This window comes from Azohydromonas australica DSM 1124 (assembly GCF_000430725.1).
Lineage (GTDB): Bacteria > Pseudomonadota > Gammaproteobacteria > Burkholderiales > Burkholderiaceae_C > Azohydromonas > Azohydromonas australica.
In genome coordinates, this window is sequence record NZ_AUMO01000045.1 from 146,784 (window position 1) to 157,960 (window position 11,177).

At 71.8% G+C, this 11,177-nt stretch carries 13 protein-coding genes; all 13 read left to right on the plus strand.

Translation table 11 applies throughout. The features are described 5' to 3' along the window. Nucleotides 1-171 precede the first annotated feature (171 nt). The gene (locus H537_RS0108720) at nucleotides 172-645 is read left to right on the plus strand and encodes a type IV pilus modification PilV family protein (RefSeq protein ID WP_028997612.1); all 474 of its coding nucleotides are present in this window, start codon (nucleotides 172-174) and stop codon (nucleotides 643-645) included. A 57-nt stretch (nucleotides 646-702) separates the two neighbouring features. Continuing rightward, a complete protein-coding gene (gene ribD, locus H537_RS0108725; RefSeq protein WP_238446634.1) occupies nucleotides 703-1,827 on the plus strand; it encodes a bifunctional diaminohydroxyphosphoribosylaminopyrimidine deaminase/5-amino-6-(5-phosphoribosylamino)uracil reductase RibD in 1,125 nt (374 codons plus the stop codon). A 36-nt stretch (nucleotides 1,828-1,863) separates the two neighbouring features. Further along, a complete protein-coding gene (locus tag H537_RS0108730; RefSeq protein WP_028997614.1) occupies nucleotides 1,864-2,484 on the plus strand; it encodes a riboflavin synthase in 621 nt (206 codons plus the stop codon). A 129-nt stretch (nucleotides 2,485-2,613) separates the two neighbouring features. Then, nucleotides 2,614-3,729, plus strand: a complete 1,116-nt coding sequence (gene ribBA / locus H537_RS0108735) for a bifunctional 3,4-dihydroxy-2-butanone-4-phosphate synthase/GTP cyclohydrolase II (protein ID WP_028997615.1) — start codon at nucleotides 2,614-2,616, stop codon at nucleotides 3,727-3,729. 2 nt (nucleotides 3,730-3,731) lie between these two features. Beyond that, nucleotides 3,732-4,199, plus strand: a complete 468-nt coding sequence (gene ribH, locus H537_RS0108740; protein WP_028997616.1) for a 6,7-dimethyl-8-ribityllumazine synthase — start codon at nucleotides 3,732-3,734, stop codon at nucleotides 4,197-4,199. After that, the gene (nusB, locus tag H537_RS0108745) at nucleotides 4,196-4,675 is read left to right on the plus strand and encodes a transcription antitermination factor NusB (RefSeq protein ID WP_028997617.1); all 480 of its coding nucleotides are present in this window, start codon (nucleotides 4,196-4,198) and stop codon (nucleotides 4,673-4,675) included. Before ribH ends, nusB begins: the two co-directional genes overlap by 4 nt. A gap of 38 nt (nucleotides 4,676-4,713) precedes the next feature. Next, nucleotides 4,714-5,898, plus strand: a complete 1,185-nt coding sequence (locus H537_RS0108750; RefSeq protein WP_028997618.1) for a pyridoxal phosphate-dependent aminotransferase — start codon at nucleotides 4,714-4,716, stop codon at nucleotides 5,896-5,898. Between the two features lie 97 nt (nucleotides 5,899-5,995). Beyond that, the gene (locus H537_RS0108755) at nucleotides 5,996-6,343 is read left to right on the plus strand and encodes a YbgC/FadM family acyl-CoA thioesterase (RefSeq protein WP_375136316.1); all 348 of its coding nucleotides are present in this window, start codon (nucleotides 5,996-5,998) and stop codon (nucleotides 6,341-6,343) included. Further along, the gene (gene tolQ / locus H537_RS0108760; RefSeq protein WP_028997620.1) at nucleotides 6,340-7,047 is read left to right on the plus strand and encodes a protein TolQ; all 708 of its coding nucleotides are present in this window, start codon (nucleotides 6,340-6,342) and stop codon (nucleotides 7,045-7,047) included. Before H537_RS0108755 ends, tolQ begins: the two co-directional genes overlap by 4 nt. Before the next feature lies 1 nt (nucleotide 7,048). Beyond that, nucleotides 7,049-7,480, plus strand: a complete 432-nt coding sequence (gene tolR / locus H537_RS0108765; protein WP_028997621.1) for a protein TolR — start codon at nucleotides 7,049-7,051, stop codon at nucleotides 7,478-7,480. Next, nucleotides 7,480-8,697, plus strand: a complete 1,218-nt coding sequence (gene tolA, locus H537_RS0108770; RefSeq protein WP_051242185.1) for a cell envelope integrity protein TolA — start codon at nucleotides 7,480-7,482, stop codon at nucleotides 8,695-8,697. The genes tolR and tolA overlap by 1 nt, the downstream gene beginning before the upstream one ends. A 128-nt stretch (nucleotides 8,698-8,825) precedes the next feature. Continuing rightward, nucleotides 8,826-9,476: a response regulator gene (locus H537_RS41885; protein ID WP_051242187.1), complete on the plus strand. Its 651-nt coding sequence runs from the start codon at nucleotides 8,826-8,828 to the stop codon at nucleotides 9,474-9,476. 447 nt (nucleotides 9,477-9,923) lie between these two features. Next, nucleotides 9,924-11,177 (plus strand): methyl-accepting chemotaxis protein (locus H537_RS0108780; RefSeq protein ID WP_028997623.1); only part of this gene is annotated, 1,254 nt, incomplete at its 3' end.

Sequence of the window (11,177 nt, forward strand, 5' to 3'; positions counted from 1 at the left end):
GCGGGAGTCCAGGCGGTCCCCCAGCTGCCGCAAGCCGATCGGTTTGAACACCGGGGCTTGGGTCGTGGTTCGCAGCACCCAGGCTCCGCGCTGACGTGGAGCCGCCTGGATTCCCGCCTGCGCGGGAATGACGAAACAGTGGAGCGGTCACCCGTACTTCGTCCTGCAGAAATGCCTCGACTTTCCCCGGACAGCACTGGAGCGAACCGCCACCGCCAGCGCGGCATCACCCTCGTCGAAGCGCTGATCGCCAGCGTGGTGATGGGCGCCGGGCTGCTGGCACTGTTGCAGGCGCACCTGCGCTTCCACGCCCCGCCCGAGGAGGCGCGCCAGCGCGCGCAGGCGCTGCAGCTGGCGCAGCGCGAGCTGGAAGCGCTGCGCGGAGCCGGCGAGCCGGCGCGGGAAGCCGAGTCCACCGACGGTGTCTTCACCCTGCAGCGCCGGGTGCGCGACCTGGAGGGCGGGCTGCAGGAGGTGCGGCTGGATGTGGCCTGGAGCGACCGCGTCGGCCAGGCCCACGCGCTGGCCCTGCACGCCCTGGTGGCGGCGCCGGACAGGGGCTTTTCCGGCGCGCTGGCGCTGGCTGCGCCGGCCGTCACGCTGCGCGCACCTGTGCGCCGCAGCGGCGATGCCGACGCGCCTTGACCTCGTTCGACCCTGCCAACGGCGGGAGCCGTGCCGGCGCTGGGCACAATCCCGCGGATGCACAGCTCCACAGACTTTTCCGCTTTCGACGAGCTCGCCATGGCGCAGGCGCTGCGCCTGGCCCATGAGGCCATCGGGCTGTCGGACCCCAACCCGCGCGTGGGTTGCGTCATCGCCGGCGAGGGCTGGCAGGTGCAGGGTTTCACGCAGCGGGCCGGCGAGGCCCATGCCGAGGTGATGGCGCTGCGCGCGGCGCAGGAGGCCGGCCACGACCCGCGCGGCGCCACCGCCTACGTCACGCTGGAGCCCTGCGCGCACCACGGCCGCACGCCGCCCTGCTGCGACGCGCTGGTGGCCGCGGGCCTGGCGCGCGTGGTGGTGGCCGTGGGCGACCCGAACCCGCTGGTGGCCGGACAAGGCATCGCGCGGCTGCGCGCGGCGGGCATCCGCGTCGACGAAGGGCTGATGGCTGCCGAGGCACGCGAGCTGAACATCGGCTTCTTCTCGCGCCAGGTGCGCGGGCGGCCGTGGGTGCGCATGAAGATCGCCGCCTCGCTGGACGGGCGCACGGCGCTGGACAACGGCGTGAGCCAGTGGATCACGGCCGAGGCCGCGCGCACCGACGGCCATGCCTGGCGCAAGCGCGCCGGCGCCGTGCTCACCGGCATCGGCACGCTGCTGGAGGACGACCCGCGCCTGGACGTGCGCCTGGTGCAGACGGCGAAGCAGCCGCTGCGCGTGGTGGTCGATTCGCGCCTGGAAACCCCGCCCGCCGCGAAGCTGCTGGCCCCGCCCGGCGAGGTGCTGGTCTACGGCGCCGTGCCCAACGCCGAGCGCGAGGCGGCGCTGCGCGCCGCCGGCGCCGAGGTCGCCTTCTTCCCGGAGTGCGAGCGCAGCAAGGTCGACCTGGCGGCGATGCTCGCGGACCTGGCGGCGCGCGGCATCAACGAGCTGCACGTCGAGGCGGGGCACAAGCTGAACGCCTCGCTGCTCAAGGCCGGTCTGGTCGACGAGCTGCTGGTGTACCTGGCGCCCAAGCTCATCGGCCTGGGCCGCGAGATGGCGGCTTTCGGCCCGCTGGAGACGCTGGCCGACGCGATGGAGCTTGAATTCCGCGAGGTCGAGGCCGTGGGCCGCGACCTGCGCATCCTGGCCCGCCCGCCCGGGCGCGGCGAGTTCTGACCGATTCCCTTCCCTCCCCTCAGAAACGACTCATCCATGTTCACCGGCATCATCAGCGGCCTGGGCCGCATCACCGACGTGCAGTCCCTGGGCCCGGACGGCAGCCACGGCAAGCGGCTGCGCATCGAGCCGCCCGCGGGCTACCTGGACGACGTGGAGCTGGGCGACAGCATCGCGCTCAATGGCGCGTGCATGACCGTCACGAGCTTCGACCGCGCCACGCCCTGCTTCACCATCGACATCTCCGCGGAGAGCCTGCGCCTGACGGCCGGGCTGGACCAGCCGGGGCGCGTCAACCTGGAGAAGGCGCTGCGCGCCAACGACCGCCTGGGCGGCCACCTGGTCAGCGGCCACGTGGACGGGCTGGGCACGGTGACGCACTTCGCGCCGGTGGGCGAATCCTGGGAGCTGCGCATCCAGGCGCCCAAGGAGCTGGGCCGCTTCCTGGCCTACAAGGGCTCCATCACCGTCAACGGCGTGAGCCTGACGGTCAACCGCGTGGCGGATTCGGACGCGGGCTGCGAGTTCAGCATCAACCTCATCCCGCACACGATCCAGGAAACGACCCTGGGCGACTTGAAGCCGGGCAGCGGGGTGAACCTGGAGATCGACCTCATCGCGCGGTACGTGGAGAGGATGCTGTCCAGCAAGGGCTGAACGAAGGGGCCGCAGGGCGTGGCGCTCCGGCAATCGCGCTGGGCGAACCGCGCTGCCTGAGCCGTGCGCACGGGCGAACTTGTAGGGCTTGCCTCCAGCCCATCCCGGGGGGCCGCCTACAATCGCGGGATGCCCATCTCACCCGTTCCCGAGCTGGTCGCTGAACTGGCGGCCGGCCGCATGGTCATTCTCGTGGACGAGGAAGACCGCGAAAACGAAGGCGATCTCGTCATCGCGGCCGACCACGTCACGCCGGAAGCCATCAACTTCATGGCCAAGCACGCGCGCGGCCTGATCTGCCTGACGCTCACGCGCGAGCGCTGCCAGGAGCTGCAGCTGCCGCCCATGGCCGCGCGCAACGGCACGCCCCACGGCACCGCCTTCACCGTCTCCATCGAGGCCGCCACCGGCGTGACCACCGGCATCTCCGCCGCCGACCGCGCCCGCACCGTGCAGGCCGCCGTCGCGCGCGACGCGGTGCCCGCGGACCTGGTGCAGCCCGGCCACATCTTCCCGCTGCAGGCCCAGGACGGCGGCGTGCTCATGCGCGCCGGCCACACCGAGGCCGGCTGCGACCTCGCCGCCATGGCCGGCTGCTCGCCCGCGGCCGTCATCTGCGAGGTGATGAACGACGACGGCACCATGGCCCGGCTGCCCGACCTCGAAGTCTTCGCCAAGGAACACGGCCTGAAGATCGGCACCATCGCCGACCTGATCCAGTTCCGCAGCCACAACGAGACGCTGATCGAGCGCCTGGGCAAGCGCGAGCTGCAGACGGCGCAGGGCAGCTTCGACTGCCACGCCTTCCGCGACCGCTCCGGCGGCCTGCACCTGGCGCTGACCAAGGGCCAGTGGAAGCCCGGCGACGAGGTGCTGGTGCGCGTGCACGAGCCGCTGTCGGTGCTGGACCTGCTCGACGTGGGCCCCAGCCACCACTCCTGGCCGCTGCCCGCGGCGCTGGCGCGGCTGCAGGCGGCACAAGCCGGCGCGGCGGTGCTGCTCAACTGCGGCGAGGACGCCGCGGCGCTGTTGCCCGGCGTGCTGCCGCCCTCGGGCACCACCCCGGCGCCGCGCGCCGGCCAGATCGACCTGCGCACCTACGGCGTGGGCGCGCAGATCCTGCGCCACCTGGGCATCCAGCGCATGAAGCTGCTGGGCAACCCGCGCCGCATGCCCAGCATGACCGGCTACGGCCTGGAGGTGACGGGCTTCGTCGCCGCTCCCAACGACAAGGACGCGCAATAAACATGCTGGACGCGGATCAAGGCCAGCCCCTGGGGCTGGACGGCAAAGGGCTCACCATCGGCATCGTGCGCGCGCGCTTCAACGACGCGATCACGAGCACCCTGGAAAAGGCCTGCCTGGACGAGCTGCGCGCGCTGGGCGTGGCGGAAGAGGACATCCGCCTCGTCACCGTCCCCGGCGCGCTGGAAGTGCCGCTGGCGCTCAAGGCCATGGCCGCCGGCGACGACCACTTCGACGCCCTCGTCGCGCTGGGCTGCATCATCCGCGGCGAGACCTACCACTTCGAGCTGGTGTCCAACGAGAGCGGCGCGGGCGTGACCCGCGTCGGGCTGGACCACCAGATCCCCATTGCCAACGCCATCCTCACGGTCGAGAACGAGGATCAGGCCTGGGTTCGCGCCGAACCCAAGGGCCGCGACGCCGCCCGCGTGGCGGTGGAGATGGCCAACCTGCTGGACGAGTTGTTGTGAATCCCCCCCAGAAGAAACCCGCGCCGCCCAAGTCGGCGCGCCGCCGCTCCCGCGAGTACGCGCTGCAGGGCCTCTATGAATGGCTCATCGGCGGCGCCGACGCCGGCGCCATCGAGGCGCACGTGCGCGAGCAGAACGAGGGCGAGTTCGACAAGTGCGACCGCGCCCACTTCGACGCCCTGCTGCACGGCGGCATCAACGAGGCCGCGGCGCTGGACGCCGTGCTGGCCAAGCACGTGGACCGCAAGACCACCGAGCTCTCGCCGGTGGAGCATGCCGTGCTGATGATCGGCGCCTACGAGCTGCGCCACTGCCTGGACGTGCCCTACAAGGTCGCGATCAACGAGGCCGTGGAGCTGGCCAAGAGCTTTGGCGGCACCGACGGGCACCGCTACGTCAACGGCGTGCTCGACAAGGCCGCGGCGGAGCTGCGCCCGCAGGAAGTGGCCGCCGCGCGCGCCCGCGCCGGGCGCTGAAGGCGCGCCCCGCTCCCGACCTTCTTTTCCCCGGTGACATGAAACTCGCGCGCCGGCTCGAGCGCATCGAGCCCTTCTACGTCATGGAGTGCGCCAAGGCCGCGGCGGAGATCGCGCGCGGCCCCCTGTGCGACCCGGCACAGGGCGGGCGGCCCATGCTCTACCTCAACATCGGCGAGCCGGACTTCACCGCGCCGCCGCCCGTGCTCGCCGCCGCCCAGGCCTGCCTGGACGCCGGCCGCACGCAGTACACGCCTGCAGCCGGGTTGCCGCAGCTGCGCGAGGCGATCTCGCGCTGGTATGGCGAGCGCTTCGGCCTGGCCGTGCCGGCCTCGCGCATCCTGGTCACGGCCGGCGCCTCGGCGGCGCTGCAGCTGCTGACGCAGGTGCTGTTCGAGCCCGGCGACGAGGTGCTGCTCTCCGACCCCGGCTACCCCTGCAACCGCCATTTCGTGAGCGCCGCCGGCGCCACGCCGCGGCTGCTGGCGGCCGGGCCGGAACACCGCTTCCAGCTCGACGCCGCGGCCGTGGAAGCGGCCTGGACGCCGGCCACGCGCGGCGTGCTGCTGGCCTCGCCCTCCAACCCGACCGGCACCTCCATCGACCCCGAGGAGATGCGCCGCATCGTCGAGGCCGTGCGCGCGCGCGGCGGCGTGACGATCGTGGACGAGATCTACCTGGGCCTGAGCTTCGACGAGCGCTTCGGCGGCAGCGCGCTGCGCTGGGGCGAGGACATCGTCAGCGTCAACAGCTTCTCCAAGTACTTCAGCATGACCGGCTGGCGCCTGGGCTGGCTGGTGCTGCCCGAGGCCCTGGTGGCGCCGGTGGAGATGCTGGCGCAGCACTTGTTCATCTGCGCCTCCACCGTGGCGCAGCGCGCGGCGCTGGCCTGCTTCGAGCCGGACTCCATCGCCGAGTACGAGGCGCGGCGCGCGGAGTTCCGCCGTCGGCGCGACTGGCTGGTGCCGGCGCTGGAGGAGATCGGCTTCAAGGTGCCGGTGCTGCCCGACGGCGCCTTCTACGTCTGGGCCGACGCCAGCGCCTTCTGCTCCAGCAGCTGGGACTTCGCCTTCGAGCTGATGCACAAGGCCCAGGTGTGCGTGACGCCCGGGCGCGACTTCGGACACGCCGGCACCGAGCGCTTCGTGCGCTTCAGCTTCGCCAGCGCCATGCCGCAGCTGCAGGAGGCGGTGTCCCGCCTGCGCCAGCTGCTGGCGCGCTGAGGGGGCCGCCGCCATGTCCACGTCAACGGCTTTGGACGTGAGCGCGTTCCGGTTTCCGGTGCGCATCTATTGGGAAGACACGGACGCGGGCGGCGTGGTGTTCTACGCCAACTACCTGAAGTTCTTCGAACGGGCGCGCACCGAGTGGCTGCGCCACCTGGGCTTCGGCCAGGAAGCGCTGAAGAACGAGCAGCGGATGATGTTCGTGGTCACGCACACCGAGCTGCGCTACCTCGCCCCGGCCCGGCTGGACGACCTGCTGCACGTCACGGTGCGGCCCCAGGCGGCCGGCCGCGCCAGCCTGGTGGTGCACCAGCAGGCCTGGCGCGGCGACGTGCTGCTGACCGAGGGCTCCATCCGCATCGGCTGCGTCGATGCCGACACTTTCCGCCCGCGGCGCATGCCCGACGAGCTCATCAACACCTTACAGACCCACGCCGCATGAATCAGGACCTTTCCATCGTCAACCTGGTGCTGCACGCCAGCCCCATCGTCCAGATCGTGATCGCGTGCCTGATGTTCATGTCGCTGTCGAGCTGGACGGTAATCTTCGCCAAGCTCTTCGGGCTCAAGCGCGTGCGCGGGCGCAACGACGACTTCGAGCGCGAGTTCTGGTCCGGCCGCAGCCTGCAGGAGCTGCACGAGAACGCCGGCACCAAGGCCGAGGCCGCGCCGATGGAGCGCATCTTCGCCAGCGGCATGCGCGAGTTCCTGAAGCTGCGCGAGCGCCGCCTGGACGCCGGCGCGCAGCTCGACGGCGCGCGCCGCGCCATGCGCGCGAGCTTCCAGCGCGAGCTCGACGTGATCGAGAGCCACCTGAGCTTCCTGGCCACCGTGGGCTCGATCAGCCCGTACGTGGGCCTGTTCGGCACGGTGTGGGGGATCATGCATGCCTTCGTGGGCCTGTCGAACCTGACGCAGGTGACGCTGGCGACCGTCGCCCCGGGCATCGCCGAGGCGCTGGTGGCCACGGCCATCGGCCTCTTCGCCGCCATTCCCGCGGTGATGGCCTACAACCGCTTCGCGCGCGACATCGACCGCCTGGCGATCCAGCTGGAGACCTTCATCGAGGAGTTCTCCAACATCCTGCAGCGCAACGTCGGCGCGCCGGCCACCGTCACGCCGGTGAGCGCGGCGCAGGGGCGCTGAGATGCCCGGGGTTGCTGCTCGGGGCGGCGGCCGTCGCCGCCGCACGATGAACGAGATCAACATGGTCCCGTTCATCGACGTGATGCTGGTGCTGCTGATCATCTTCATGGTCAGCGCGCCGCTGATCACCACCGGCACCGTGGACCTGCCCAGCGTGGGCAAGTCCAGCCAGCGGCCGGACAAGGTGATCGAGGTCATCGTGGGCAAGGACGAGAAGCTCAAGCTCAAGGTCAACGGCGACACCGAGGAGCGCGCGCTGGCCCTGGGTGACCTGCGCGAGCGCGTGCTGCAGGCGCAGGGCGGCGACGCCAACGTGCCGGTGGTGATCTCCGCCGACCGCCAGGTGAAGTACGAGAACGTCGTGCAGGTCATGGACCGGCTGCAGCGCGCGGGCGTGCAGCGGGTGGGCCTGTCGGTCAAGCAGGGCGGCTGATGGCGCAGCAGTCCCAGCGCCCTACCCCGCCGGCGCCCCAGCGCGACGCGCTGCGCCCGCGCAACGCCGACCGCATGGGCACGGGCGCGGCCGTGTCAGCGGTCGTGCACGCGGGGCTGATCGTCGCGCTGGCGGTGGGCGTGAGCTGGCATGCGCAGGAGCCCACGCCGGTGAGCGCGGAACTGTGGGCCGCGGTGCCCGAGGTGGCCGCCCCGCCGGCCCAGGGCGAGCCCGAGGCAGCACCGTCCCCGGCGCCCCAACCCGCACCGGCACCGCCGCCGCCTCCGCCACCTCCTCCTCCCCCTGCGCCGACGCCGCGCGCCGCCGCCCCGGTGCCCGCACCGCCGCCGCCGCCTCCGCCGCCCAAGGCCACGGCGGCGCCGGCGCCCTCGCCCCGCGACGCCCAGATCGCGCTGGAGCGCGAGCGCCGCGAGAAGGAGCGCGAGCGCCAGGAGCAGCTCGCAGCCGAGAAGGCGCGCGCCGAGAAGCTGGCCAAGGAGAAGGCGGACAAGGCCGAAAAGGCCGAGCAGGAGCGCCAGGCCAAGCTCAAGGAACAGGCCGAGCGCGAGAAGCGCGCCAAGGCCGAGGAAGCCGAGAAGGCCGAGAAACGCGCCAAGGCCGCCGAGGCGGAGAAGCGCGCCAAGGCGGAAGAGGCCGAGAAGCGCGCCAAGGCCGCCGAAGCGGAGAAACGGGCCAAGGCGGCCGAGGCTGAAAAGCGGGCCAAGGCGGAGGAAGCCGAGAAGCGCGCCAAGGCCGAGGCGAAGGCCAAGGCCGACGCCGAGGACAAGCGCGCCAAGGCCGCTGAGGACAAGCGCCAGGCGGAGCTGGCGGACAAGCTGCGCCAGCAGCAGCTCGCCCGCATGATGGGCCAGGTCAACGGCTCGCCCGACAGCCCCGGCGGCAGCGGCTCGCCGGGCTCCAGCGGCAAGGGCGCGCGCGACGCCGGTCCGTCCGCCGGCTACGCCGGGCGCATCGTGGCCCGCGTGAAGCCCAACATCGTCTTCGGCGACGACATCAACGGCAACCCGATGGCCGAGGTCGAGGTGCGCACCGCGCCCGACGGCAGCATCGTCGGCCGCAAGCTCGTGCGCAGCAGCGGCAATTCGGACTGGGACCAGGCCGTGCTGCGCGCCGTGGACCGCACCGGCGTGCTGCCGCGCGACACCGACGGGCGCGTGCCCTCGGCCATCGTCATCGGCTTCCGTCCGCGCGACTGAGCTGGGCCGGGGCGGCTGTCAAGCCGTCCTGGCGCGCCGCCTGGCCGGGCACCGCCGGCAATCGGTGAAACTGCTATTCCTGTAAACACGGGCCATCAAAAAATCGCCAATTCGGCAAAAATGGGGCTATGACCGCGCGCCCCAATGTCGTCGAACATCCCGCCGTGGAAAACGCGGCAGACCACTGCACCACGCTGGAGGTGGCGCGATGGCTGGGCATGGCGGTGCGCTCGGTGCAGCTGATGGTGGACCGCGGCGAGCTGCAGGCCTGGAAGACGCCCGGCGGCCACCGCCGCATCTCGCGCAGCTCGGTCGAGCGCTGGCTGGCCTCGCACCACAGCGGCACGACGGTGCCAACCCCTTCGACGCCCACGCCCACGCGCACGGTGCTGCTGATCGAGGACTCGGCGCACTGCCAGCACCTGGTGTCGCTGCTGGTGCGCGAGCAGTTTCCCGACGTCGAGCTGCACGTGGCCGACGACGGCATCGCCGGGCTGGCGATGGCCGGCGAGCTGCAGCCGGCGGTGCTGATCGTGGACATCCTGCTGCCCGGCATCGACGGCGCCACGCTGCTGACCAGCTTGCGCACGCACCCGCAGTTCTCCCGCAGCCAGCTCATCGTGCTGACCTCGCTGGACGAGGTGCAGCGCGCGCCCTACGCCTTCGCCCTGGCCGGCGTGCCGGTGGTGCACAAGCCCCGCCTCGTGGCCGAGCTGCCGCCGCTGCTGAGCGAGCGCCTGGCCCGCGCGACGAACGTGCCGCCGGCACTGGCACGCTGAGCCGACGCCCGGCCCCGCATCGGCTTCGTCACACGCCGCGGCGTGTGACCCGATGCGGCCGCAACGGCCAAGCCGACACGGCCTGCCGCACTCCGTACACCGCGCCTCCGCCGCTGGGAAGCAACGGAATGCGCAATTCCAGCAATTTGCCCATCAAGTCCCCGCTGCACCAAAGTAGGTAAAACCACTTTCAGCGCACTGGCGTGGTGAATTGCGTGAATTTTTCACCTCGCGCCCATACACATCGCGCGGCAAATGCCGAAACTTTGCGGTGTCACAATTTTCTGCTGCGCTGATCAGCGCGGCATCGCGTGACAGCTGCCCTTCTGCGCTGGAAAACGACGGCTTCGCTGCATGCGGAGCCCGTGCCGCGCGGCTTCCGGGCACCAGATCGAAGCGCCGCCATCACGACCGCGACGCCCCTTCCGAATTGCGAAAGTCCCTGCCATGCGCAATACCGGCCCCGTGACCGGCTGCGAGTACGTGCTCGAAGACGGCGTGACGCTGGTCTCCACCACCGACCTCAAGAGCTACATCACCTACTGCAACCCGGCTTTCATCCAGGTCAGCGGCTACACCCGTGACGAGCTGCTGGGCCAGCCTCACAACATGATCCGGCACCCCGACGTGCCGGCCGAGGCGTTCCGCGACCTCTGGGCCACGCTCCAGGAAGGCCTGCCCTGGACGGGCCTGGTGAAGAACCGGCGCAAGAACGGCGACCACTACTGGGTGCGCGCCAACGTGACGCCGGTGGTGGAGCACGGGCGCACGGTGGGCTACATGTCCGTGCGCGTGAAGCCCACGCGCGAGCAGGTCGCGGCGGCCGAGGCGCTGTATGCCGAGATGCGCCGCAACCCGCAGCACTACCGGCTGCACCACGGCGAGGTGCACGAGCGATCGCTGCGCGGGCGACTGAGCACGGCGCTGAGCTGGGGCTTGGGCGGGCGCATCGTGGCGATGAGCCTCGGCACCTCGGTGGGCAACGCGGCGCTGGCCGCCAGCGGTCTGCACTGGTCGCTGAGCGTGGGCGCGGGCCTGGGGCTGGGCATCGGCATGGCGCTGTGGCTGCGCCACCTGGCCGTGACGCCGCTGCGCGACGCCATCGCCACGGCCAACCGCATGGCCGCCGGCCAGCTCGGCAGCGCCGTGCCCTCGACCGGCGCGGACGAGGTCAGCCAGCTCATGCGCGCGCTGGCGCAGCTCGACGTGAGCCTGCAGGCCATCGTGGGCGACGTGCGGCGCGAGGTGGAAGGCATCCGCACCGCCGCCAGCGAGATCGCCACCGGCAACGGCGACCTGGGCACGCGCACCGAGACCCAGGCCGGCAGCCTGCAGCACACGGCCTCGTCGGTGGAGCAGATCGCCGTGACGCTGCGCAACAGCGCCGAGCATGCCGAGGCCGCGCGCGGCCTGGCGCAGGAAGCCGCCGACGCGGCACGCCAGGGCGGGCAGTCGATGCAGGAGATGGTCCAGCGCATGGGCGAGATCCGCGAGGCCTCGCAGCGCATCGGCGAGATCATCCAGGTCATCGACAGCATCTCGTTCCAGACCAACATCCTGGCGCTCAACGCCGCGGTGGAGGCGGCCCGCGCCGGCGAGGCCGGGCGCGGCTTCGCGGTCGTGGCCGGCGAGGTGCGCGCCCTGGCGGGCAAGACCACCGACGCGGCGCGCGAGATCAAGAACCTCATCGGCGACGCCACC

Excerpts from the sequence above, each read along its gene's own strand:
- tolQ (WP_028997620.1), top strand. The coding sequence starts at position 6,340 with ATGAATCAGGACCTTTCCATCGTCAACCTGGTGCTGCACGCCAGCCCC.
- H537_RS0108750 (WP_028997618.1), top strand. The coding sequence starts at position 4,714 with ATGAAACTCGCGCGCCGGCTCGAGCGCATCGAGCCCTTCTACGTCATG.
- H537_RS41885 (WP_051242187.1), top strand. The coding sequence starts at position 8,826 with ATGACCGCGCGCCCCAATGTCGTCGAACATCCCGCCGTGGAAAACGCG.
- ribH (WP_028997616.1), top strand. The coding sequence starts at position 3,732 with ATGCTGGACGCGGATCAAGGCCAGCCCCTGGGGCTGGACGGCAAAGGG.
- tolA (WP_051242185.1), top strand. The coding sequence starts at position 7,480 with ATGGCGCAGCAGTCCCAGCGCCCTACCCCGCCGGCGCCCCAGCGCGAC.
- H537_RS0108720 (WP_028997612.1), top strand. The coding sequence starts at position 172 with ATGCCTCGACTTTCCCCGGACAGCACTGGAGCGAACCGCCACCGCCAG.
- ribBA (WP_028997615.1), top strand. The coding sequence starts at position 2,614 with ATGCCCATCTCACCCGTTCCCGAGCTGGTCGCTGAACTGGCGGCCGGC.
- ribD (WP_238446634.1), top strand. The coding sequence starts at position 703 with ATGCACAGCTCCACAGACTTTTCCGCTTTCGACGAGCTCGCCATGGCG.
- tolR (WP_028997621.1), top strand. The coding sequence starts at position 7,049 with ATGCCCGGGGTTGCTGCTCGGGGCGGCGGCCGTCGCCGCCGCACGATG.
- H537_RS0108730 (WP_028997614.1), top strand. The coding sequence starts at position 1,864 with ATGTTCACCGGCATCATCAGCGGCCTGGGCCGCATCACCGACGTGCAG.